23 protein-coding genes are annotated in these 24,406 nt (G+C 45.9%); 6 read left to right on the top strand and 17 right to left on the bottom strand.

Annotated features, from left to right (window positions below; all coding sequences use genetic code 11):
• Nucleotides 1-245: 245 nt before the first annotated feature.
• The 6 genes from D5S11_RS06290 to sppA form a co-directional block, all read right to left on the bottom strand.
• A complete protein-coding gene (locus D5S11_RS06290; RefSeq protein ID WP_007408051.1) occupies nucleotides 246-1,232 on the bottom strand; it encodes a class I SAM-dependent methyltransferase in 987 nt (328 codons plus the stop codon).
• A gap of 61 nt (nucleotides 1,233-1,293) precedes the next feature.
• Nucleotides 1,294-1,797: a thiol peroxidase gene (tpx, locus tag D5S11_RS06285; protein ID WP_007408050.1), complete on the bottom strand. Its 504-nt coding sequence runs from the start codon at nucleotides 1,795-1,797 to the stop codon at nucleotides 1,294-1,296.
• A 115-nt stretch (nucleotides 1,798-1,912) separates the two neighbouring features.
• Nucleotides 1,913-2,353 carry a GerW family sporulation protein gene (gene ytfJ / locus D5S11_RS06280; RefSeq protein WP_003152423.1) on the bottom strand — a complete coding sequence of 147 codons (441 nt, stop codon included), beginning with the start codon at nucleotides 2,351-2,353 and terminating at the stop codon, nucleotides 1,913-1,915.
• 12 nt (nucleotides 2,354-2,365) lie between these two features.
• Entirely contained in the window at nucleotides 2,366-3,055 is a 690-nt protein-coding gene (locus D5S11_RS06275) for a DUF2953 domain-containing protein (RefSeq protein ID WP_007408049.1), read from the bottom strand.
• Nucleotides 3,056-3,132: 77 nt separating this feature from the next.
• Entirely contained in the window at nucleotides 3,133-3,624 is a 492-nt protein-coding gene (locus D5S11_RS06270; protein WP_007408048.1) for an RDD family protein, read from the bottom strand.
• Between the two features lie 13 nt (nucleotides 3,625-3,637).
• Nucleotides 3,638-4,645: a signal peptide peptidase SppA gene (sppA, locus tag D5S11_RS06265; protein ID WP_085342253.1), complete on the bottom strand. Its 1,008-nt coding sequence runs from the start codon at nucleotides 4,643-4,645 to the stop codon at nucleotides 3,638-3,640.
• Between the two features lie 182 nt (nucleotides 4,646-4,827).
• Here sppA and D5S11_RS06260 point away from each other — a divergent pair, with 182 nt between their 5' ends.
• Nucleotides 4,828-5,634, top strand: a complete 807-nt coding sequence (locus D5S11_RS06260; protein WP_108724785.1) for an NAD kinase — start codon at nucleotides 4,828-4,830, stop codon at nucleotides 5,632-5,634.
• A gap of 16 nt (nucleotides 5,635-5,650) precedes the next feature.
• On the opposite strand, the gene D5S11_RS06255 is transcribed toward D5S11_RS06260, so the two are convergent.
• The 5 genes from D5S11_RS06255 to D5S11_RS06235 all read right to left on the bottom strand — a co-directional run bounded on the left by D5S11_RS06255 (nucleotide 5,651) and on the right by D5S11_RS06235 (nucleotide 11,797).
• On the bottom strand, nucleotides 5,651-7,246 hold the full coding sequence (locus D5S11_RS06255) for an amidohydrolase (RefSeq protein WP_108724784.1): 1,596 nt from the start codon (nucleotides 7,244-7,246) through the stop codon (nucleotides 5,651-5,653).
• A 23-nt stretch (nucleotides 7,247-7,269) separates the two neighbouring features.
• Nucleotides 7,270-8,856: an acyl-CoA synthetase MbcS gene (gene mbcS / locus D5S11_RS06250; protein WP_108724783.1), complete on the bottom strand. Its 1,587-nt coding sequence runs from the start codon at nucleotides 8,854-8,856 to the stop codon at nucleotides 7,270-7,272.
• 148 nt (nucleotides 8,857-9,004) lie between these two features.
• On the bottom strand, nucleotides 9,005-9,226 hold the full coding sequence (locus tag D5S11_RS06245) for an alpha/beta-type small acid-soluble spore protein (RefSeq protein WP_007408043.1): 222 nt from the start codon (nucleotides 9,224-9,226) through the stop codon (nucleotides 9,005-9,007).
• Nucleotides 9,227-9,442: 216 nt separating this feature from the next.
• A complete protein-coding gene (gene thiI, locus D5S11_RS06240; RefSeq protein ID WP_032871699.1) occupies nucleotides 9,443-10,648 on the bottom strand; it encodes a tRNA uracil 4-sulfurtransferase ThiI in 1,206 nt (401 codons plus the stop codon).
• Between the two features lie 3 nt (nucleotides 10,649-10,651).
• Entirely contained in the window at nucleotides 10,652-11,797 is a 1,146-nt protein-coding gene (locus D5S11_RS06235) for a cysteine desulfurase family protein (protein WP_108724782.1), read from the bottom strand.
• Nucleotides 11,798-11,990: 193 nt separating this feature from the next.
• Here D5S11_RS06235 and brnQ point away from each other — a divergent pair, with 193 nt between their 5' ends.
• Nucleotides 11,991-13,331: a branched-chain amino acid transport system II carrier protein gene (gene brnQ / locus D5S11_RS06230; protein ID WP_015240382.1), complete on the top strand. Its 1,341-nt coding sequence runs from the start codon at nucleotides 11,991-11,993 to the stop codon at nucleotides 13,329-13,331.
• Between the two features lie 113 nt (nucleotides 13,332-13,444).
• Here the strand turns inward: brnQ and ezrA are convergent, their stop codons facing one another.
• On the bottom strand, nucleotides 13,445-15,136 hold the full coding sequence (gene ezrA / locus D5S11_RS06225; RefSeq protein WP_007408039.1) for a septation ring formation regulator EzrA: 1,692 nt from the start codon (nucleotides 15,134-15,136) through the stop codon (nucleotides 13,445-13,447).
• Between the two features lie 195 nt (nucleotides 15,137-15,331).
• Between ezrA and hisJ the strand changes: the two genes are divergently transcribed.
• On the top strand, nucleotides 15,332-16,144 hold the full coding sequence (gene hisJ / locus D5S11_RS06220; protein WP_017418367.1) for a histidinol-phosphatase HisJ: 813 nt from the start codon (nucleotides 15,332-15,334) through the stop codon (nucleotides 16,142-16,144).
• Here hisJ and refZ read toward each other — a convergent pair.
• Entirely contained in the window at nucleotides 16,134-16,757 is a 624-nt protein-coding gene (gene refZ, locus D5S11_RS06215) for a forespore capture DNA-binding protein RefZ (RefSeq protein ID WP_032866509.1), read from the bottom strand. The two genes, hisJ and refZ, sit on opposite strands and share 11 nt — an antisense overlap.
• 125 nt (nucleotides 16,758-16,882) lie before the next feature.
• On the opposite strand from refZ, the gene D5S11_RS06210 reads away from it, so the two are divergent.
• Nucleotides 16,883-17,365, top strand: coding sequence for a GAF domain-containing protein (locus tag D5S11_RS06210; protein ID WP_007408037.1), 483 nt, complete (start codon nucleotides 16,883-16,885; stop codon nucleotides 17,363-17,365).
• A 34-nt stretch (nucleotides 17,366-17,399) separates the two neighbouring features.
• On the opposite strand, the gene D5S11_RS06205 is transcribed toward D5S11_RS06210, so the two are convergent.
• Nucleotides 17,400-19,148, bottom strand: a complete 1,749-nt coding sequence (locus D5S11_RS06205; protein ID WP_007408036.1) for a sensor domain-containing diguanylate cyclase — start codon at nucleotides 19,146-19,148, stop codon at nucleotides 17,400-17,402.
• Nucleotides 19,149-19,438: 290 nt separating this feature from the next.
• Here D5S11_RS06205 and rpsD point away from each other — a divergent pair, with 290 nt between their 5' ends.
• Together rpsD and D5S11_RS06190 are read left to right on the top strand one after the other, a co-directional pair.
• Nucleotides 19,439-20,041: a 30S ribosomal protein S4 gene (gene rpsD / locus D5S11_RS06195; RefSeq protein WP_003152406.1), complete on the top strand. Its 603-nt coding sequence runs from the start codon at nucleotides 19,439-19,441 to the stop codon at nucleotides 20,039-20,041.
• 255 nt (nucleotides 20,042-20,296) lie between these two features.
• Nucleotides 20,297-21,667, top strand: coding sequence for an aldehyde dehydrogenase (locus D5S11_RS06190; protein ID WP_047936032.1), 1,371 nt, complete (start codon nucleotides 20,297-20,299; stop codon nucleotides 21,665-21,667).
• Between the two features lie 137 nt (nucleotides 21,668-21,804).
• Here the strand turns inward: D5S11_RS06190 and D5S11_RS06185 are convergent, their stop codons facing one another.
• The 3 genes from D5S11_RS06185 to D5S11_RS06165 all read right to left on the bottom strand — a co-directional run.
• Nucleotides 21,805-22,362 carry an SMI1/KNR4 family protein gene (locus tag D5S11_RS06185; protein ID WP_108724781.1) on the bottom strand — a complete coding sequence of 186 codons (558 nt, stop codon included), beginning with the start codon at nucleotides 22,360-22,362 and terminating at the stop codon, nucleotides 21,805-21,807.
• Nucleotides 22,363-22,699: 337 nt separating this feature from the next.
• Nucleotides 22,700-23,107, bottom strand: coding sequence for a hypothetical protein (locus D5S11_RS06175; protein ID WP_007408033.1), 408 nt, complete (start codon nucleotides 23,105-23,107; stop codon nucleotides 22,700-22,702).
• Between the two features lie 853 nt (nucleotides 23,108-23,960).
• On the bottom strand, nucleotides 23,961-24,406 hold a 446-nt coding region (locus D5S11_RS06165; RefSeq protein ID WP_481747863.1), incomplete at its 5' end, for a BclA C-terminal domain-containing protein.

The raw sequence follows: 24,406 nt of genomic DNA, 5'->3' as shown, positions 1-24,406 counted from the left end.
TCCAAAAAATATCTGACTTTTCCATTTAAACATTGTCAACTCAGCATTTCAAGTCAACATCCACATTGGTACCGCTTACAATATGAAGTCGATATTTTCTGATAAATTTCATTTGTGCCAAATGGACGGCACGGCCTTACGGAATGTTATTTTCTTTCCTTAATTTGTGTTATCTTCCTGATTTCCATTCATTTTAAAAAGCAAAAGCAGCGCGGGATTTTGCATCTCACACTGCTTTTTCGCCATTATTTTTCTTTTTGAATCCATTGATCCAATTTTGCCGTCATCTCCCGCATCGCCTGCTGGTTCGCAAAAGAAGGAAGATTCGCCAAAAGCGCTTGTTTCGGCGGCTTTGCGTCTTCGCCTTTTTTCTGCAAGATTAAAATGCTCTTTGCCTGCGCTTCGTCTTTAAACATAGTAGCCGGCAGCTGAAGAAGGGCGTTGATATACACTTTTTCCGCAAAAAACCGCTTCAGTTTATCGCTTTGCGCGCTGTCAAACAGATGGTTCGGAATCATAAAAAATAAGTATCCGCCCGGTTTTGTATGTTTGACGCTCTGCTCAATAAATAAGTGGTGAGCAAAAGAGTGACCTTCATCCGCTTTCAGCTCAAACGCTTCAGCGCCTTCGTCATTCGGATAGTAGCCGACCGGCAAATCGCAGATGACCGCATCGGCCGGTTCGATAAATAACGGCTGAAGACTGTCCTGGCAGAACAGCTCCATTTCTTTTTCCTGCAGATTCGCCTGAGCATAAGCGATCTTCAGAAGGACATCGTCGATTTCAATGCCGAAGCTTTTTGCCGCTTTGTCCGAAAGCTGGTTTGCCGCGGTCAGCAGAAGATTTCCGGTGCCGCAGGCGGGGTCCAGCAATGTCAGGCCTTTTCGGCCGCCCGTAAATTTATTCACGAGGTAACTGATGAAAATGCCGATCGTATCAGGCGTCATCTGTCTGTTCGGATGGGACTTATCTTTCAGCCCTTTTAAAATGGCGAGCTGGAACGCCTTGCGGATCCATTCATGCTCCCATTTTCTGAAGTCTGCTTTCGCAAGCAGGCTGTTAAGCTCGCCGGTTTGCTTTTCCTGAAGCGGAAGCTGGTCGGCCTTTTCAAGAAAATACATTTCTCCCGCTTCCGCAAGCCCCTCAATATAAGAAATCTGAAGGCCTTCTGCTATCACTTGGGCGGCTTCATCTAAAAGTTCATAAATCTGACCGACATGGTCGTGTTGCATGCTGTTTCCTCCTTGCCATGAAAAGAGCTCCGCGGCAGCACCCGGAGCTCTTTTTCTCTCTTTACTTGATTAACGCTTTTGCAGCTTCGATAGGCTTTTCATAATTCGGGTGGTTTGTCGCTTCACTTACGTATTCCGCGTAAACGACTTTTCCGTCCTGATCAAGGACGAATACGGAACGTGCCAAAAGACGAAGTTCTTTGATATAAACACCGAATGCTTCACCAAATGACATCTCTTTATGATCCGATAATGTTTCAACTTTATCAATTCCGTTCGCTCCGCACCAGCGCGCTTGTGCAAACGGAAGGTCGGCGCTGATTGTATAAACGTTCACATCACCGAGTTTTGCGGCTTCTTCGTTGAAGCGGCGTGTCTGCGCGTCACATACGCCTGTGTCAATGGAAGGAATAACGGATATGATCGTTACTTTCCCTTTCATATCTGCTAATGTCTTCTCTTCTAATCCGTTTGTCAGAACCGTGAAGTCAGGAGCTTGGTCCCCCGGTTTCACTTCTTGTCCGATCAGCGTCACGGCTCCGCCTTTAAATGTAATTTCAGCCATTCTGATTCCTCCCTTTATCTATGTATAGCTCTATCATAGTCGAGTTTTATGCAAACTGCAAAGGTTATGCCGCATCGTAAAAAAAGCTAACTGCGGGCGGCAGTTAACTTTTCTGTTATAAATCGATATCCGTTCTTTTTTGGTTCCGGCCTTTTTCATTCTTTTTAAACATATGCTGGATGCGTTCAATCGTTTGAGGCGCGGAGTCTAACAGTTTATCAATCAGATGGGTGTTTTCGTCTAAATGAAGCATGCGCACGCCGTTTGTTCCGACAATCAGAAACGCAATCGGCGTAATGGATACTCCGCCGCCGCTTCCGCCGCCGAACGGGAGCTTCTGCTCTTTTCTTTCATCATCATCGGTTCTTTTTTCAGCCGGCTTTCCTCCAAACTCGCTTCCGCCCGCCGCAAATCCGAAGCCGACCTTTGAAACCGTTAAGATTACGCTGCCGTCAGGCGTTTCAACAGGATCGCCGATGATTGTATTCACGTCAATCATTTCTTTTAAATTTTCCATAGCGGTTTTCATTAAACCTTGAATGGGATGGTCTGCCATATGCGCTCCTCCTTAAACTGATGAATCATTCTTTGAAGCAACCGGAACCGGCTGTTTCTTTCGTATGATAGAAAGTCCGTTCCGCCCGTATTTGAGCAATTTGAAAGCTGCACCTATAAGATGTCCAAAACGAAAAAAGAATATACACTGCAAATGCGTCTTGGATGCAGGCACTTGAAAAGACGGAATGACTTCGCACACCGGTTTATGTATGAAACGCAGATGATCATACAGCATCGCCGTAAGTCCTCCCTTTACGGCCCACAATCCGCCGGCGGCGATTCCAGTAACGGCGGCGTCCTTTATTCCGATAACCGTCACCCATTCGAACTTCGTAACACGGACTCCCGCAAGAAATGAAGCGGCGATTTGGCGCATCTGAAAGACTTGGTGCAGAATCATTTCTATTCTGTGAATGCTCTGTTTGACATCTTCATATGTGATTTTTTTCTTCTCTTTTTTCTGACCTTTCATTTCTGATTTTGTGTCCTGTTTGACATCAATTGACGCGTCTTCGCTGTTTACTTTAATGACGGGCAGCGTTTTTTTAATACGGATCAGCCCGTATAAGGCCGAGATTTTAAACGTCAGTTTGTCGTTATCTTTATCGTGAAGATATTCGAAAGTCAGGTGGATTTTCATCCTCATGAGCAGCCAGGCCAAAATGAGAATGAGAATAACAGCTGCTGCGGCATATCCCATAAGCTTCACTTCCTTAGCAGCATTATCGCCAAAACCAAAAAAAATAAACCCGGACGTTTATTCCGGGTTTACTGCTTTTATTTGCGGTACAGCGCTTCGTGAATCACCGTTGTGTCGGCGATCAGATCATGAATGCCCTGCTTTTTGGGCGTAAACGCAATGACGATATAGAGAATCCAGATTTTATCGATATAACGCCCCACCGCTTCTCTGAAAATGACGGTGCTCCAAGTCAGCGGCTTTCCGGGCGTCAAAGAAGTGACCTTTAACCCGAAGACCATCTTGCCGAGTGTCTGATGAAACCATTTCGTCATGAACACAAAATAGGCGAGGTAGACGATCAGGGTTGTGACGGAATAAGCTGAGATTGTAAACATTCCGCTTGTTGCCGGGAGCTTCATCAGCGTGAAAATCGGTGAAACGATGAGATGGTTAAGTCCCCAGACCACCAGCCAATCAAGAAGAAACGCCCAAAACCTGATCCAAAAGCCCGCATATGCCTGCTCGGGCGCCCTCTGTTGTTCGGCTTCCTCTTCTTTGCCGTGAAAGCCTTCGTAAGTCGCGTCCATTCTTTCTTCCCCCCTACTTTGCATAGAGATACATCATCCGCGGCGAACCGGATTGCGAAATGAGTTCTTTCATATTCAGAAAATCAATTTCGCTTTTAAACATTTTCGCTGCGCTCATGGAAAAGAGCGAGCCTAATCCGAATCCTTCCTCGTATGTGATGACTGAAGCGTTTTTCATATTTTTATGGTCCTTTTTCATCGCGCTGATCGTGTCATCGTAAAAACCGAGCTCATCAACGAGGCCGATTTTTTTCGCTTGTCTGCCGTCGTAAACACGGCCGTCGGCAATTTTTTTCACATCCGCTTTTGACATGTGCCGGCCTTTTGAAATGACATTGACAAATCCTTCATAAGAATCGTTGACCATTGTCTGCATGATCTTTCTTTCTTCCTTCGTCATGTCGCGGGTCGGGGACATGATGTCTTTATGCGCGCCGCTTTTAATGGTTTCAAACTTGATGCCGAGTTCATCGACGAGCTTGGAATAATTGACGCTTTCCATGATGACGCCCAGTGAACCCGTGAGCGTTTCCGGTGAAGCATAGATTTTATCGGCGGCCGTTGAAATATAGTAGCCTCCCGATGCCGCCATGGAGCCCATGGATACATAAATCGGTTTCTTGGTTTCTTTCTTTAGTTCTTCCAGTTTTTTATGTATTTCCGCGCTTTCGTACACGCCTCCGCCAGGGGAATTGATTTTCAGCACAATTCCTTTGACGCTTTTGTCTTCTTTCGCACGCTCAACCTGTTTTAAAAATGATCTGTGATCATACCCGCCTGAGCTGAGCAGGCCAGCGGACCCGCCGTTATCCTCAATCGTGCCGTCCACTTCAAGCACGGCGATTTTACTGCCGGGGCTGCCCTTATCCAGCGTCACTTCCTCTGTGTCATCTGTCAGTGATGCAAAGTCAGACCCTGTATCCCCGATATTCTTCAGCACCCCGACGGTCACACTTGCAATGACTGATACGCCGAAAATGCCGAGCGCGATGACGAGCGCAATCCATCTTTTTGCATTCATTTGTTCTCCTCCTTTTCTGTCAATATTCGTACGTTCCCCCCGTAAAAAAAGATTCATTTTTTTCATGAAGCGCTTTCCCTTAACGGATAAACAGGAAACATGTTACACTATTGCCACAGGTATTTTAACACAATACCTGCTGGGAGAAAAACGTAAATATGACAGCAAAGGGGAATGGGGATATGACCGATCTTCGCCGCAATGTTTATTTTTTTCACAAACAAAACAACGAAACAAAAGAACAAGTCAGCTCTTTGAAGCAGCTTGCTGAATCGCACGGTTTTACAGTTGCGGCTCAACCGGAGGATGCCGGAATTATCGCCAGCATCGGCAGCGACGGCTCATTTCTGCAAGCCGTCAGAAAAACCGGATTCCGTGATGACTGCCTGTATGTCGGCATCGCTAAAAAAGGGAAAGCCCATTTGTACTGTGATTTTCACAGCGATGAACCTGAAAAAATGGCGGCCAGCATGACCGCGGAACAGCTTGAGGTCAGAAAATACCCGCTCATTCACGTAACGGTGGACGGCAGCAATCATTTTCACTGTTTAAACGAGGTTTCCATCCGTTCAAGCATTATTAAAACGTTTGTGATGGATGTGTTAATTGATGATCTTCATTTTGAGACGTTCAGAGGAGACGGGATGATCATTTCCACCCCGACGGGCAGCACTGCCTACAATAAATCTGTTTCAGGCGCCGTTGTTGATCCTTTGATTTCCTGCATGCAGGTATCCGAACTGGCGTCGTTGAACAACAACACATACCGTACACTCGGATCTCCGTTTATTTTAAGCTCAGACCGGAAGCTGACACTGCAGGTGGTGCAAGGCGGCAATGAGCATCCGATTATCGGGCTTGATAATGAAGCGCTCAGCACGCGGAATGTCAAAAAGGTTGAGATTAGACTATCCGATAAAAAAATCAAAACGGTGAAACTGAAAGACAACTCTTTCTGGGAAAAAGTAAAACGATCATTTTTATCATAAAAAAAGAGGACGGGCATCACTGCCTGTCCTCTTTTTCATATACGATACGGCCGCCGACGACGGTTTTGACAGCTTCCAATTCATGAAGCTTTTTCGGGTCCGTCCTGAACGGATCACCGCTGAGTACGGTAAAGTCGGCATCATAGCCGGGGGCGATCCGTCCGCGGCTATGTTCTTTATGGATGATGGCCGCGCTTCCCTCCGTGTAAAGCTGAATGGCTTCGTACACGGTCAGACACTCTTTTTCATAATAGGCCGGACCTTCCGGGTGCTGCTTGCTCGTACGGAGCACAGCCGATTGAATACCCAGAAGCGGATCGGCCGGCTCAATCGGGGCATCTGAACCTCCGGCGCACAGCAGCCCTTTTGACAGCAGTGTTTTCCAGGCGAAAGCCGTTTTCATCCGCTCTTCTCCGAGCCTGTCAATCACCCACGGAAAATCACTGGCCACAAAATGCGGCTGAAGATCAAGTCCGATCGGCAGCCGGGCGGCTCTTTCAATCAATCCGTCATCTAATACTTGCGCATGAATGAGCCTGTCTAGCTGTCCGGGCTTTGCCGGGTATCTTTCGATAACATCCAGCACCTTTTCAAATGCAAGGTCGCCAATCGCGTGCACGGCGATCTCCATCCCTTTCTCTCTCGCTTTATAAACAAGAGCGGCAAGGGTTTCGTCATCATGCACCTGAACGCCGGAAACAGACGGATCATCATGGTAAGGCTTTTTCAATAGAGCGGTTCTGCCTCCGAGCGCACCGTCAGCAAAAATTTTCATCGCTCCGTATTCCAAATAAGGTCCGGTCGATTTATCCAGAGCGCTCCAGCTGTCGACGGCTTCGTGATGTACGAGCAGATGGGCGCGAAAAGGATAAAGGCCGCTGCCGGTTAATGACTCGTACGCGGCAACGGGAACGGACGCGTCTCCGTAGTATGCCAGATCTTCTGAATGCCCGCCGGTCAGGCCTTTTGACCAGCAGTCCGTAATCGCCGTTTGAAGCGCGCGTTTGACATAGTGAAGTGAGACGGGCGGCAGAGCCTGTGTCACAAGCTCTTGGGCTTTATCCAGCAGAAGGCCCGTCGGACCGGTTCCGTCCCGGACGATAATCCCGCCGTTTGGATCAGGTGTTTCGTTTGTAATTCCCGCCGCGCGCAATGCGGCCGAATTAACCGCCGCGGCGTGCCGGCATACCCGCTTCAGCAGGACGGGGCGGTCGGGAAAGAGCGGGTCAAGGTCATGCTTCGTGACGTAATCCGGCTGTTCAAACAGATTTTCATCCCAGCCTTCGCCGATCAGCCATTCGCCATCTTCCAATTCACGCTCTGCTTCTTTTGCGGCCCGCAGTATCGCTTCTTTTGACGTCAGCTGCGACAAATCGAGGCGAAGCTGTTTTTCCCCGTGTCCGATTAAATGCATATGACTGTCCGTAAACCCCGGGAACATCACAGCTCCATGTAAATCGATTTCCTCCGTATCAGGCGCACCGTATGTTCCTTGGAGCTCCCGGAAGCTGCCCGTCTGCCTGACGACGCCTTCTTCGGTATAAACGGCTTCAGTGACATGATTCTTGTCCAGCATTGTATAGATGGTGCCGCCGTGCCAAATCGCTTTCATCCCCGCTCACCCTTTATCCTGTATTATGCTTTTTTATCAGCCTTCAGCCGTTCTTCACGCTGTCTCAGCTCCACACGTCTGATTTTTGCGGACGCCGTTTTCGGCAAGCTTTCGACAAATTCAATTTCTCTCGGATATTTGTAAGGCGCCGTAATCGTTTTGACGTGGTTTTGCAGTTCTTTGACAAGTTCGTCACTGCGCTTTTCATCGTCTTGTAAAACGACATAGGCTTTTACGATTGAACCTCTGATTTCATCCGGGCTCGCCACGACGGCACATTCTTTCACTTCCGGGTGCTTCACAAGCGCGTCTTCTACTTCAAAAGGCCCGATTGTATATCCGGAGCTGACGATGATGTCATCATTGCGGCTCTCAAACCAAAAGTAGCCGTCCTCGTCTTTTTTCGCGCGGTCTCCTGTAAGAAAGTAATCTCCGCGAATCTGCTTTTTCGTTCTTTCAGGATCTTTATAATATTCCTTGAATAAGGCCGGTGTGCTCAAATGCACGGCGATATCGCCCGTTTCGCCAGTTTCGCATATTTCGCCTTTATCGTTTATAATCTCCACTTGATTTCCGGGGGTCGGTTTGCCCATGCTTCCCGGCTTAATATCCATATCCTTCAGGACGCCGACTAACAGGGTGCTCTCCGTTTGGCCGTATCCGTCTCTCACTTTAATGCCGAAATGCTTCCGGAATACGTCAATGACTTCCCGGTTTAATGGCTCACCCGCAGAAACTGCGCTGTGAAGGGCAGAAAGATCATATTTGTCCAACTCCTCCACTTTTGCCATCAGGCGGTATTCCGTCGGGGTACAGCAGAAGACATTTACTTGATGGCGCTCCAGCAGCTCTAAATACGTCTTGGCGCTGAATCTGCCGTGATAAATGAATCCTGTCGCGCCGCTTCCCAGAACGGCGAGCAGCGGGCTCCACACCCATTTCTGCCAGCCGGGCGCCGCGGTGGCCCACACTGTATCGTCTTCAGAAATATCCAGCCATGCACCGGCTGATGTTTTTAAATGGGCAAAGGCCCAGCCGTGTGTATGTACAACGCCTTTAGGCTGGCCTGTCGTGCCTGAAGTATAGGACAAAAACGCCATGTCTTCTCTTGTTGTATCAGCTGTTTGAAAACTGTCTCCGTCCGCTTTAATCGTTAGGAGGTTTTTCCAGCCGGCATCATTTTCACCGATTGACAATGTCACCAGCTGCTCGGTATTTACCTCGTCAAACGCGTTTATAAATGAAGGATAAACGATAGCGCCTTTCACTTCGGCGTGTTTGATCCGGTATTCAAGGTCTTTGGCGCGCAGCATTTCCGAGCAAGGAATGACGACCATCCCCGCTTTTAAGATCGCTAAATAAACGGCATACGCTTCAAGCACTCTCGGAACCATGACAATCAGCTTATCGCCTTTTTCAAATCCGAGACCTTTCAGGCGGGCTCCGATTTTATTCGTTTCTTCCATCAATTTTTCATACGTCCAGACTTTCTTGCCGCCTGTTTGATCTTCCCAAATAAGCGCGTTCTTCTCTTTGGAACGGCTGAACTTTTCGATTTCATTTACAAGGTTATAGTTCTTTGGGGCGATTAAATCTTCTCGTTTTAACACGAACAACTCCTCACTTTCTTTCCCCATTATACATAAACATAGGCCATTACAATAAAAATATGCATAAATTGCTTCCCGCCTTCTATCTATACTCATGAAAAAAGAGCGGGGAATTCCCCGCTCTCTTAGCCATTATGTGAAGTTGTGATTAAAACTGCTGCTGGCTGCTTCCGCCCATGCTTTGCTGAGCAAAAGAGACAAGACGTTTTGTGATTTCTCCACCGACAGAACCGTTGGCGCGAGAAGTTGTTTCCGGTCCAAGGTTTACACCGAATTCAGAAGCGATTTCATACTTCATTTGGTCGATAGCTTGAGCAGCGCCTGGCACTAAAAGCTGGTTGCTGTTTCCGCTGTTTGATTGTTGTGACATGTGTATCACCTCCTTGTGAGTATAGAATGTGATAAAACACATGTCTTCATTCAAAAAAACTTTGGTAATTGTATACAGTTTTAAAACAGGCCGGCAAACTTATCGTGAGCTTCCTGCTCTGAGTAAACAGTGGTAATTGTATACAGTTTTAAAACAGGCCGGCAAACTTATCGTGAGCTTCCTGCTCTGAGTAAACAGTGGTAATTGTATACAGTTTTAAAACAGGCCGGCAAACTTATCGTGAGCTTCCTGCTCTGAGTAAACAGTGATGGTTTCGATGCCGGCAGCGGCCTCTGCAATCAGCGGTTCAAAATCAACGAAGCTTTCGAAGTGCTCGATTTTTTCTTTTTTCGGGCGTGTTTTCGGACTTGGCGGCGTAAAGATGGTGCAGCAGTCCTCAAACGGCTGAATGCTCGTTTCATAAGTGCCGATTTCTTTTGATTTTTCGATGATTTCTGTTTTGTCCATTCCGATTAAAGGGCGCAAAATCGGCGTTGCCGTCACCGCATTGATCGCATACATGCTTTCAAGCGTCTGGCTCGCTACCTGCCCGAGGCTTTCTCCCGTAATGATCGCGAGCGCTTTCCGTTCTTCTCTGATTCTGTCCGCGATTTGCAGCATAAGACGCCGCGTCGCCGTCATCGTATAGTTCTCCGGGATTTGTTTTTGGATGAGTTCCTGCGTCTTTGTAAACGGCACGATATGAAGTGTCATACTGCCGCCGAACTTCGCGAGGCATCCCGCGAGATCCATGACTTTCTGCTTTGCCCGTTCACTCGTATACGGCGGACTGAAGAAATGTACGGCTTCAACTGATAATCCCCGTTTCATCGCGTAAAAACCGGCGACCGGACTGTCAAAACCGCCGGAAAGCATCAGCATCGCTTTACCCGCGGAACCGACAGGAAGGCCTCCGGCGCCTTTTTCGTTACGAATGGTCAGGAATGTCGCTTCCTCCCTGATTTCAATCCGAAGCGGAATATCGGGATTTCTCACATCGACGGTTAATCCATCCGTGTTTTTCAAAATATGGCCGCCGATTTCAGCGTTCATCGCATTCGTATCTAATTCAAACTGTTTGTAAGCCCGTTTGGTCTCGACCTTAAACGTATTCCCCGGTTTATATTCGCCTTCTATCGCGGCTAAAGCCGTTTTTTTAATGTCTTCCAGCTTGCTTTCGCATTTAATTGCGAGACTAAAGCTTTGAATGCCGAATATATTCTTTAATAAGGAACAAATTTCCTCCGGGTTTTCTCCATTAAGTGTAATTGACATCCGGTCCCGGTTTGAAAAGTATTTTACTTTTTTATAATCCTTTAATACCAGGCGGATATTCTGTTTTAATCTTTCAATAAAACTGCGTCTGTTTTTTCCTTTTGTGGATATTTCACCAAAGCGGATTAAAATATGATCGTAATTCATATGCTACCTCATCATTTTTTTTAGTTTTTGAACAGCCGGCGCCAGCGCGGCCATAAACGGCTCCGTGATGTCAGCCGTATGGCTGAAGTTCAGGCTGACTCTTATGCTGCTTGATGCAATCTGTTCGCCTTTATTCATTTGCAGAAGAACACGGCTCGGTTTGTGCTCTCTTGCCGAACATGCCGCGGTTGTGGAGACATATATTCCTTTTTCCTCAAGCATGTGCAGCAGCACTTCCGCCTTCACGCCCGGAACGGAAAAATTAATGATATGCGGCGCGCTGCTTTCAGCGGGGGTGTTGATGACGACCCCGTCCGTCCCGCTCAGCCTTTCCATGAGCGCATTCTTGGCAGCCTCCACGGAAGAAAGCCGCTCGTTCATGTCACGCGCGGAAAGATTGATCGCTTTCGCAAGGGAAACGGCGCCTGCCGTGTGTTCCGTTCCGGCGCGGACGCCTTTTTGCTGCGAGCCGCCTGTTATAAGCGGAATGAGCCGCGTTCCTTTTTTGACGATAAGCGCTCCGGTCCCTTTTAAGCCGTGAAACTTATGCCCTGAAACGGTGCAAAGGTCAATGCCCGCTTCTTCTATAGACAGGGGAACTTTATGAATGCCCTGCACATGATCAACATGAAACAGAATATTCCGGTGCTGCTTTAAAAACCCGCCGATTTCCTTTACGGGCTGAATGGAGCCGACTTCGTTATTGACATGCATGACGCTGACGATTATCGTATCCGGCCTGATAGCCGATTTGACGTCTTTCAAAGAAACGAAGCCGTTTTGATCGGCCGGAAGATATGTGACTTCAAAGCCGAACAGCTCTGTCAGCTGATCAAGCGTCTCCGTCACAGAAGGATGCTCAATCGCCGAAGCAATGATATGTCTTCCTTTACTCATGTTTGCCCAGGCTGCTCCCTTTAACGCAGCGTTATTCGCTTCAGTCGCGCCCGATGTAAATACAATATCATAATTTTTTAAACGCAAGGTTTTTTTTATTTGCTGAGCGGCCGCTTCAAGGAGCTGTTCCGTCTCAGTTCCTAACCGGTGCAGAGACGAAGGATTGCCGAAATAACGGCTGCTCGTCTGTTTGTACACATCCAATACCTCTTCATACGGCTCGGTCGTTGAGCTGTTGTCTAAATATATCATTTTTTTTACTCCTTTAATGAAAACGGTACATCGTATGATATTTATGCTACCATAACAAAAGTAAATATAAATTCGCAATAAATCGAGTATTGACTTCTCTGTACATTGCCATATAATAAGTAATGTTCGTTTTGTTATATTATCTGACAATTAATTGACAGAATATTTCAACATAGTATTTAGGAGGATTTTTATGAAACACTCACTACCTGTCAAAGATACCGTTATTATCGGTTTCATGCTTTTCGCACTTTTTTTCGGGGCAGGAAATATGATATATCCGCCGGAGCTCGGGCAAGCGGCGGGGCATAATGTCTGGAAAGCGATGGGCGGTTTCTTACTGACCGGCGTTGGTCTGCCGCTTTTGGGTATTATCGCCATCGCATTAACGGGCAAAGACGCGAAAGGGCTTGCCGATAAAGCTCATCCGGTATTCGGGACTATTTTCACCGTTGTGCTTTATTTATCAATCGGGCCGCTTTTCGCGATTCCGAGAACCGGAACCGTTTCATATGAAATCGGTGCAGTTCCGTTTTTAAGCGGCATTCCGGAAAGATTATCTTTATTTGTTTTCACGTTGATCTTTTTTTCTATTACGTATTATTTAGCTCTTAACCCTTCCAAAATCGTGGACAGAGTCGGAAAGATTTTGACTCCTATTAAATTCGGTATTATTTTAATCATCGTCGTAAAAGCCATTGTCACTCCGATGGGCGGGCTGGGCGCCGTACATCAGGCATATTCCGGAACGCCGGTGTTCAAAGGATTTTTGGAAGGCTATAAAACAATGGATGCGCTCGCCTCAATCGTCTTCGGCGTCGTTGTCGTCAACGCTGTTAAAAGCAGGGGCGTCACCCAGCGTAAAGCGCTCGCCGCCGCTTGTATTAAAGCGGGTCTGATTGCAGCGGCAGGTTTGACATTCATTTATTTATCTTTGGCCTATTTGGGAGCGACAAGCACGGACGCTGTGGGGCCGCTCGGCGAAGGCGCAAAGATTTTATCAGCTTCATCTGATTACCTGTTCGGTTCACTGGGAAACATCGTTCTCGGCGCCGCCATCACCGTTGCGTGTTTAACGACAAGCATCGGGCTTGTCACATCTTGCGGCGAATATTTTTCAAAATTGATTCCAGCTTTATCATACAAAATGGTGGTTACGATTGTCACGCTGTTCAGTCTGGCGATTTCAAATTTCGGACTTGCTGAGATTATTGCATTTTCAGTTCCTATTTTATCAGCCATTTACCCGCTGGCGATTGTCATTATCGTCCTTTCCTTTATTGATAAAATCTTTAAGGAAAGACGCGAAGTCTATATCGCCTGCCTGATCGGAACGGGGCTGTTCAGTATCCTGGACGGTTTGAAGGCAGCCGGCATTCCGCTCGGATCATTAGATTCATTCTTAAACGCAAATCTTCCGCTTTACAGCATGGGAATCGGCTGGGTGCTTCCGGGCATTGCCGGAGCGATCATCGGCTGCATTATCACGTTTTTTACCAGCCCGCCCATCGAATTAAATAAAGCAAAATCGTAACATTCAGCGCCTGCGGTTTGATGTATATCAGCCGCAGGCGCTTTTTATATTCCGTGAGAAACTAAAAAACTGCACCTCTGATTTCCATCAGGGTGCAGTTTTTGCTTATGCGTCTATGAAGCAGATTGATCAGCTTTAATTTTTTTCACGGCGCCGGGAGCTGCTTTTTCAACAGCATCTGCCGCCATCTCATAAGCTTCATTATAGCGGTAAGCATAAAACAGCCGTTCCGCTTCTTTCAGCTGTTCGGATAAAATATGATTCTGGCTTCGGAAGCGGTTGCCGTACTGGATGATCCGCTCAATCAGCTTCACCTGAATCACAAGATCTTCCGCCTCTTCACTGACTTCCTCAACCACCTTTTCGGCTTCAGCCAGATGTTTGGCGGCTTCCTCCATGTTCAGCGGCAGCTCTTCCAATTGGCTGACGGTTTCTTCTATATGATGATTTGCCGTCTCGAGCTTGTCCTTGACTTGTTCAGGAATTCCCGGCACGTTGCTTTTTTGCAGCATTCGGGCCGTGTCAGAAATGGTTTTCCGAAGATGCATCAGCGTTTCCCGCGCCTGCAGTTCTTCTTTTCTGAGCGCCTGCAGATTTTCACGGTATTCGGCATGTTCTTTCTGAGCCTCTTCCATCTGCTTTTCGATGGCCTCGACTTCTTCAATCAGCAGCGAGTAAGCTACATGCTCGCCGTCAAGCTTTTCTCTCGCCTGCTCAAGGAGCCGGCCGATCGTTTCCAGCTGTTTTTCGAAGGCATGCTGTCTGCCGATTTCTCCCGCCGTCAGCTGATAGCTTTCCTTGACGAGCTCCGTTTCGGTTTTTGTGCGGTCTTTTTCTTCCTCAAGCTTCTCATACGCGATGATCAGCTCAGGCATTTTGCTTAATACGGACTGTCCGGCTTCCACTTCGCCTTCCAGCTGTTCATACATCGATTGAATGGTTTCATCAATCAGCTGAAGGATGGCGGACGCTTCGTCGACATCCAATTCTTCTAAAAGCGCGTTTTCGGCCCGTTTCAATTGATTTGTGAGGGTCTCCAGCTCTTTTTCGATTTGAATATGCTCCAATTTGTAGCCTTTTTCCGTCATTTCCCGGTAGCCGTCTTTCAGCTTGGCAATTTGGTTCGGCACGGTCTGTTTACAGTCCGCAAGCAGTTTCGGAACGTCATCTATGTATGTCTGAAGCTGATCCAGTCTGCGGTCCTGTTCAAGCAGCACTTTTCTCGCTTTGATGTAATTGCCGCTTTCCGTCTCTTCTTCGAACTCTTTTATGCCGCTCCAAATTTCGTCGAGATCCGTCTCCAGGCTGTTATAAAGCTCTCCGTAGAGATGGCTGTACGCCAGAAGGTTTTTCCGCGCTTTTGAATACCGCTCACGCACCTGTTCAATCTCTCCGCGGCTTTTTTCCTCGCTCGTCACAAGGTCGCTGATCTCACGCAGTATGCCTTCTATATTTGATTCGGCAGCAGTGAGGAGGTCGTCGATGTGGACAAGCACCTGATTCGCTTTTTTAAACCGATATTTGTCGGCGTTCTCTTCGGCATCATAAAGGAGCTCTTCTACTTTCGGCAGATGGGCTGTGACAATTTCATCCCACTCTTCGCGCCATCTTTCAAAGAACTCTTCCGTCTCTCCGGTCATTTTCAGATGTTTGATCTTGGACATTTCTTCCACTATCGAACGGTTTAAAATTTCAATCTTCCATGACTCCAGCCGGTCAATTTCCGTATAAATTTTTTTCCTGAAAAAGTAGCCCGCCGCAAAGAGCGCGAGCAGTATAACCAATAATCCGATGACTAACTCCATAATGAGCCCCCTTGTTGTTCTCTTAATCTGTCAGGGTGTTTTATGTATTCAGAAAGATTTCAATATATGTATTGAGAAAATCTGTCGTTTTCATTGTTATTATGATACCATGTAACCAACATTTTTTGACCAGAAATCAAAAACTTTTTGCATAATTTCGGCAGGATTCTGCAATTTTTTAATGGAGTGACACAAATGGAAAAACGAGACGCTCATATCCACACCCCTTTTTGCCCTCACGGCTCGAAGGATGCGCTGAAACAATATGTCGAAAAGGCCCTGGAAAGAGGCTTTGACTCGATCACATTTACAGAGCACGCCCCCCTTCCTCCGTCATTTCAAGATCCCGTACCGCTTCAGGACAGCGCGATGGATCTCAGACAGATGGAGGTTTATTTGGAGCGGCTGTCACAGCTGAAAAAGGAATACGATGGACAAATCAGCATTCTGACTGGGCTAGAAACCGATTTTATCACAGGGTATGAAGAGGAAACCGCGGCGTTTCTGAACACGTACGGCCCCTCACTGGATGACGGCATTTTATCCGTTCATTTTTTGAAAACCGGTCCGTCTTATATATGCCTCGATTTTGACGAGCACGCCTTTCAGCAGCTTGCCGACCGCTTCGGAAGCGTTGAAGCCGTATATGAACAATACTATGAAACCGTGTATTCTTCCATTGTAACACCGCTCGGCCCCTTTAAGCCAAAACGGGTCGGCCATATCACGCTCGTCAAAAAATTCGCGCGCCTTTTCCCTTACAGCATGTCACCTCAAATAAGAGAGCTTGCGGCCCGCTGTCTTGACGCCGTGAAAGAACACGGAATGGAGCTGGATGTGAATACATCCGGGCTCAGAAAGAAGTTTGCCGGGGAAGTATACATGGAGGATTGGATGGCTGAGACGGCGAAGCAAAAAAAAATCCCGCTCATATTCGGGTCGGACGCCCATCAAGCGGAAGATGTCGGCAGTTCCTACGAAACGTACAAAAACATCATTACTTCATAAGCGCCGCATCAGGCCGTCGGAACACGCTTTCGATCCAGATCTTCACCTCTTCAAAATACCTTTTATAAAAGTACGGCTCATGAGGCTGCATATAGAGCACCTCCGTAATATATTGAGGCTGGAGATACGGCATCATCAAGAGGGATTTCAATTGCAGAATAAAATGCGGCACGGGCAGCGTCAGCCGTCTATGGCGTGACTGCCCTTCTTCAATCACCAGCTGGAAAATATATTTTTCTTTCATTAAGTAAGTAGACATAATTTCCCTGATAAGCACGGAATCAATCGTCACTTCCCGGTATACAAACCGCGTTAATTGACGGTTATCGTGCTGATAGGATAAAATATCGAAAATCACCCGCAGGATGCGTTCCTGCGCGTCTTCACCCTTCATACTGACGGCGGCTTTTTCCAGCGCTTCAGTATAGCCTTCGTAAAACTCGGAAACTAAATGTTCCATTAATCCGCCTTTCCCTTTAAAATAGTAGGAGATGTGCGCAACATTTACATCAGCTGACTTTGCGATTTCACGGACGGACGTGCCGGAATAACCTTTTTGGTTAAACAGCTGGACAGCGGCGTTAATAATTTTGTCTTTAGTGCTTACTTTCATACGGCTCACCCCTTTATGTGTAACAATTCAAGCAGAAAGGCGCCGTTCCTGTAAGAACTTCTCGACAAATGCCGGCAGAACGGCCGGAACTTTGTTTGATATTATAGAAAAAGTGAGGGTTTTCCATGTTTCATGTCGAAAAACAATCCGGAGATAAAGAAAAAAGTTATCAGCTTCTGCTTAAACAGCTCGAAGCCATGACAGAAGATGAAACGGATGCGATCGCAAATTACGCGAATGCGTCAGCGCTTTTATACCATTCATTACATGAAGTCAACTGGGCGGGGTTTTACTTCGCTAAAGAGGGCGAGCTCGTGCTCGGACCGTTTCAAGGACTTCCTGCCTGTGTGCGCATTCCGTTCGGCAGAGGCGTATGCGGCACTGCCTACTCTAATGGCGACGTGCAGCGGATTGCCGATGTGAATGCGTTCCCGGGACATATCGCCTGTGACGCGGCTTCCCAGTCAGAAATCGTTCTCCCGATCCGCGTAAACGGTGAAGTGATCGGTGTGCTGGACATTGACAGCCCCGTGAAAAACCGTTTTGATGAAACGGACGAAACCTATTTAGCAAAGTTTGTTGAAACGCTTGAAAAACGATTAGGATAAAAAAAGGAGCCCGGCCGGCAGGCCGGCTCCTTTTTTATGTCGTCGTGCTGTTTTGATGGATGATCAGCCGGTTTTTGCCGTTCCGTTTGGCGATATAAAGCGCCTCATCCGCTTGCTGAACGAGCAATTTCAACGGCATCGGGCCGGTCTTTGACCAGCAGGAAACGCCGCAGGAAATCGTCACGCGCGGCTCGGTATTTTCCCGGATGGCGCGAACCAGCCTTTTAGCGATGCGTTCTCCGGATGACACGTTGATATTCGGCAGATAGACAGCCAGCTCCTCGCCCCCCCACCTCGCAGCGACATCATGCTCACGAATATGGTTCTTCATAACGGAGGCCACCTGAATCAGGATCGAATCTCCCGTTTGATGACCGTATGTATCATTAATATTTTTGAAATTATCGATATCAACGAGGATGAATACACCCCGTTTATGAATTTTCATGCTGTATTGAATTTTCTCATCCAAATAGGTTCTTGAATACAGCTCCGTCAGCTGGTCTGTCTGAACAAGATGCTCAAGCCTGTCGCGCAGCATGGAGTTCGTGACCGCCAATGTCGCATGGTGAATGAGCGCTTGAAAAAGCTTATACATTTCAAACGTAAAAGCATACAAATCCTTTTTCAATAAAATCGCGAACCCGAAGACGGTGTCATTTTCGATCATCGGCACCGCCATCAGCGAGCCGAAACCGTTTTCGCCGAATACAGTCTTTCCGCTGCCGATAAACACGCCCTTTTCTCCCTCGAACAGCTTTTCTTTCACAATGCTGATATAGGGGTTCGCACGTTCTGTCTTAAAAAAAGCGGTATGTCCCGGAAGCAGATTTTGCGTCTCAAAATGATCAATATGAAAAAAAGCCACTTCTTCCGCATGAAACGATTGGGTCATAATGGCGGCGAGCTCCCGCATCGTATCAGTGAGTCTGAGGCGCTGATTCAGCTGGCGCGATGTTTCATTAATGAGCTCCAGATTCGCAATGCTTTTTTTCGATTGCTCATAGAGCTGCGCATTTTCAAATGCTTTTCCCGCTGCGCCCGCAAGCAGCAGCATTTCACTGAGAGTACTGCACGAAAGAACGGCATCCTGCAGCCCCTCCGTCTTCAGAACCCCGTAAGTCCCCTGCTGGCCTTTGATCGGCAGATAAGCAGATGACCTGCCTTTTCTGAGCAGTCTCCCCGATAAATAAACCTTCAGGGCAGACGGATCGGCATCTTTTCCGTCCATATGTAATTCTTTTGCGGGAAGCTGTCTGTCCGTATCCTGATCCTGCGTGATAAACAGTGAAAAACGGAAAGACCGGAAAGCCGTACTCAAACTTGCCTGCAGTTTTTCCAAAACCTCATTTTGGTCCAAAAGCGAATGGAACATTTCTGTCATTCTGTGAATTTTCCGCTGATGCTTCGTTTTGTCAAACAGCCCGCTTTGTCTCACAGATTGATTAATAAACTGAGTAACGATCTCAGGCAATGATTCCGGGATCGGCAGCCCGCCTTCCGAGCACAGATAAAAGGATCTGCCGGAGGTCTGATTCCTGATCATAAAACGGCCGTCACTCTCTTTCAGCGGAGCATAATGCGGTTCATCTTCTGTTTTTATGGTGAAACGTGTTGATTCTGCCGGTGAAAGGGTCAATGAAAGAGATGTAAAGCAGGATTCTAGAGCTGAGGCCAGCCATAACAGCGAGTCGGATAATGAGACGGATTCAGATTTCGTTAAGAAAAAAGAAAGCATTTTCTGATGAAAGGCCGTCACTTCATCAATTGTTTGTTTTTTCATTTTTATCACCTAAACATGTACTACTCATTTTTGTACATTATATCATAAACCGGCACTCTTCATGGAGAAATGGTTGACGGCGGCGGGGAAAAATCATATAATGTTCTTTGTGTGAAATATTGCAGCCTTTTTGTTCAGCTTCTGTGTTTGCATTTTGTTCCTTAGCTGTAAGGTGTATCGTGTAACTCTCTGCTGCTGGAGCGAGGATACATGAAAACAAAATGTGCACGGTCGGATCGAACAGACGGTTTTTATTTTCCACAAAATAAAACCAAAGGAGGAGTCACATTATGGCTCGCTATACAGGTCCATCTTGGAAACTGTCTCGCCGTTTAGGAATCTCTCTTAGCGGTACAGGTAAAGAATTAGAAAAACGCCCTTACGCACCAGGCCCCCACGGTCCGGGACAGCGTAAAAAACTATCAGAATACGGTTTGCAATTGCAAGAAAAGCAAAAACTTCGTCACATGTACGGTGTAAACGAACGTCAATTCCGCACATTGTTTGACAAAGCTGCAAAAATGACTGGTAAACACGGCGAAAACTTCATGATTCTTTTAGATGCACGTCTTGATAACGTTGTGTACAAGCTCGGTCTTGCACGCACTCGCCGTCAAGCACGCCAATTAGTTAACCACGGTCACATCCTTGTTGACGGAAGCCGCGTTGACATTCCGTCTTACCAAGTAAAACCTGGTCAAACAATCGGTGTTCGCGAAAAATCAAGAAACCTTTCTATCATCAAAGAATCTGTAGAAGTAAACAACTTCGTTCCTGAGTACCTTACTTTCGACGCTGAAAAGCTTGAAGGTACATTCACTCGTCTTCCAGAGCGCTCTGAGCTTGCTCCGGAAATTAACGAAGCGCTTATCGTTGAGTTCTACTCCCGTTAAGTAAAACGCTCTTTAAAGAGCATTGGATTAAACCCCGGACATGTTGTGATGACAATGTTTCCGGGGTTTTTCTTTTGGGCTGTCAGAATAATGGACAGATGCTCCCTCTCTTTATTAAAAAAAGCCCCGGACAGGGGCTTTTTTTATGTGCCAACTGGCTTTTCAGCTACATGTACATTAGAAAAACCCATTTGACAAGCAGAAGCGATTTTTTACATAATGAATCATCATACCTTACAAAAAAGGAGCGACTGAATGAACAGCATCCCCTCTATCGTCAGCAAGCACAAAGCCTATTTTGCGGCGGGGCATACGAGACAGCTAGAATCGAGACTGAACATGCTGCAAAAGCTGAAACAAGCCATCAAAACACAAGAAGCCGATATAACAGCCGCTCTCTATCAGGATCTCCACAAATCCGAACAGGAGTCGTACACGACAGAAATCGGAATTGTACTGGAGGAAATCAGTTTTGTGATGAAGCGGCTGGGAAAATGGATCAAACCGAAACGAGTCAAAACGCCTCTGACTCACCTAGGCTCGAAAAGCATAATTATCCCTGAGCCATATGGAACCGTTTTGGTGATTGCGCCTTGGAACTATCCCTTGCAGCTGGCGCTTTCTCCGTTGATTGGAGCCATTGCAGCGGGAAACACGGTCGTTCTCAAACCGTCAGAATATACGCCGGCGGTTTCCGCTGTTCTTTCCAAACTCATCAGCAGCGTTTTTCCGAGTGACTATGTCGCTATGGCAGAAGGCGGGCCCGACGTCAGCACTGAGTTATTACAGCAGCCCTTTGACTATATTTTCTTCACTGGAAGCGTTGCCGTGGGAAAAATCGTCATGGAGGCCGCCGCCAAACAATTAATTCCCGTTACCTTGGAGCTCGGCGGCAAAAGTCCCTGCATTGTCCATAAGGATGCTGATATACAGCTTGCCGCCAAACGCATTATCTTCGGGAAATTTACAAATGCAGGGCAAACCTGCATCGCACCGGATTATTTATTTGTCCACCAAGATATCAAAATGAAGCTCACAGAAGAAATGAAGCGTGCGATCAGCGAATTTTACGGTCCTCAGCCTGAACAAAATCCGCAGTACGGCAAAATCGTCAGTGAACGCCACTATCAGCGGCTGCTCAGCTTTCTGAATGATGGCGTCCCGCTTACAGGCGGACAATTTAATCCTGATCACCACAAAATAGCGCCGACGATTCTAGATCAAGTGAAGGATGACTCTCCAGTGATGCAGGAGGAGATTTTCGGGCCGATTCTTCCGCTGTTTACATACGGTGATATCGATGAAGTCATCGAGAAAGTCCAATCGCGCCCAAAGCCGCTCGCTCTGTATCTCTTCACCACAAACAAAGAAACTGAGCGCGCTGTTTTAGAGAATCTGTCGTTTGGCGGAGGCTGCATCAATGATACGTTAATGCATGTTGCGACGCCGTATTTGCCATTCGGCGGCGTCGGGGAAAGCGGCATCGGGAGCTATCACGGATTTGACAGCTTTAACACGTTTACGCACAAAAAAAGCGTCGTCAAACAAACGAACCGCTTCGACTTCGCTTTCCGTTATCCTTCTTCCAAAAACGGGCTGCGAATGATTCGGAAAATACTTAAATAAAAAAGCGCAGAGTATCTGCGCTTTTTATAAATCCTCTATACACCAATTAATCGGTTCGTCTCCTAAATTAAACCTATTTTTAAAAGTTCAAATCGAAGTCTAATAGTAAAAATGAACCAACCCAACTGTAGGAAAGGTTAATCCTCATCACCCTGGTGAGTCCTATAATAATTTTCAGCAGTATAGATATTCCATTCCCAAAAACTTGATCCTTGAGACAAAATATACCTATCTAAAAATATCTCAAAATTAAGTTGCATTGGTTCATACTCAATAAATCTGCGGAACCATAAATAGTTTGGATCTGTGGACATTTTGGTTTTGTTAATTAACAAATAACATCCGTCTAACAGATGTGAGACGGGAATAAACTGAGGCTCTAAAAAACCATTTTGCATATACTTTTCAATCTCTTCTAAATTAAGAATATGCAAACCCCCACCTGCATTCTCACCGTAAATCAACAAATCAAATATTCTGGCTCCGTTATGCAATTTTAAAAAGGTTTTATAATCTTCAGGAAGTGAGACTTTTATTTTCTTCTCAAAACTCTCAATCTCCAGATCTGTTGCACCTTTAGAGAAAGTACATTCTGTCTCTAAAAGAGTTCCTTCATTCCCTAAAATTTTTAAGCGGCCTTTTTCATCAATTAATTCTTTTAGACCTTGGAGCGTTTTTTCAACAAAAACTGCCATTGAGCCACCTCTTACTTATTAATATTTATCCCACCAAGGATTTAATAGATTTTGGTGCATATCACGAGGGAGAGGATACAAATTATTAAAGTTATTTTTTCCCCCATACTTTAGCGGAAGCACATGGTGAATATCGAATCAACTCCAATTCCACTTTGGATCAACTTTGTCTTTTTAGGATAATACGACTTTGAATATGATTTACCTACTTTAATGTCTTTTCCTAAAAATTCTCTGTTATGGAGAAAAACCCTTCCATATTTTCCGCTATAAGTGTTACTTTCATATAAATCGTTTCTTGCTTCGATAACTATCGGCTTTTCGCCAACTATGCTTGCTATTTTAATTGTGGTTGTGTGGATTTTTTGTTGGGGTCATATATTGTTGTGTAGGACATCGTAACTAAGCTAGCTGCTTTAGTGTGCGCTTTCTCTTCTTTTTTCTCAACGACTGGCACATTAACAATGTTGTTTTCTTCTTTAGCTAAGGGGCTCTTATAGGTTATTTCATTGTGGCTATCCTGTTTGGCAAGTTGTCGTGCCTCCTTAATGACGGAAGCCTGGCCATTATTATTGCTCTTAGCCACTCCATTCTTATTTACTGTTAAAGTTTCTTTTTCTTCAAAGGTTACTGGTTTTGCTAATCCAAACGAGTGCTCTTGTGTTGCTTTCGTTTGCGGCGAAAATCCAATAGCAAACAATAGAGTTGCGACAAGTAAACAGATTGAGTTTTTTAACAACCTCATACAAATCCTCCTTCATTTGTTTTCTGGTCTAACATACTATATTTTTACTTTTATTTAAACAATTTGAAAATTAACCCTGCTCCCTTTAATAGGAGTTCCTTTTTGAGAAGTCCTAAAGTAACTGTTTAGTAGAGATTCGCGCTTTGCTTTTGTTTTAACCCTAAATGCCGTCAGGAATCATGGATTGCATATGCCGTTTGTGAGCCATATACGCCGTTAATAAGTTCTTTACCTTTTTATCTAGGCAATGATGGAGATCTGCTGACAAGCCTAAATCCGAACTGAATTCCTGTAGTTGCGCTGCCATGTCTTTTTTATGGATAATAACAGGGTTGAGATTTGGCACCCTTTCAGCCGCACACCTCACATTCTTTCCTAATTCCTCTAAGGCTTGACTAATTATTTTATGTAATCCCTCCAATCATATTCTTTCTAAACTGCCCCCGTACTCAGTCGTTAACCGCCAATCGTTTATCCCGAGATTTACCGGACGCAGTTTACAGAGAACATAAAACTTTTTTCATTACTCGAGAGACGAATACTGCCATAACTTTCTGGGAATATTTGATTTGTAAGAGAATACTGCTGCTGTACCACCCATAAGAGAAAAGCCTCCTACTGTGTTGACTCGCTTAACAGTTGGAGGCTTTTGTCCTTAAATTTAAAGCACCCTCCCCTGCGGGAAAGCGCCTGCCTGTTTATTACCTATTACCATAATACCTTATATAAAAAAATTAGATGAGTTTGCTTATATTTTAAATTTCTTCATCCTTCTAAAGCTGTATATTAAGCTCTATAAGCTTTTTTAAGTCATTCTCATTTCTTGTTTAATATGGAGATTTAAACCACTTATCTAATTTAATTTTTTGAGAACAATAGAAGCGTTTACGTTTGTTTGCGTTCCCCCTGCTAAAGTTTGAAGAGTAACTGCTGCTGCAGAAGTATGATTTACAAGAGTAAGAATGTCACCTGCTGCTAGAGTAATTATGGCCTGACCATTGTTCTGTTGAGTACCAGCTCCTGAACCGTAAACTGTGTTCGTCACCGGCCCTCCATTTACAAATAAAGTGAATTGGTTAGGCTCTACACCCGAGACTGAAAAAGTGACCTCGTAATCTCCTGGAGTGGTTACTATAATTTGAGCTGTTCCAGGGGCATGTGTAATGCCAGCAGTAGTGATTCCAGTTGAGTCAAAAATTACCGGAGCCTCTATAGCTACCGTTTCTGCACTTAGATTGTACACATAAGCATATTCTGATAGCCCAGATCCTGTGGCTCCGGTTGCTCCAGTGACTCCCG

Source organism: Bacillus sp. L75 (assembly GCF_003676355.1).
Lineage (GTDB): Bacteria > Bacillota > Bacilli > Bacillales > Bacillaceae > Bacillus > Bacillus velezensis.
This window is presented reverse-complemented; position numbering and strand designations above follow the sequence as displayed.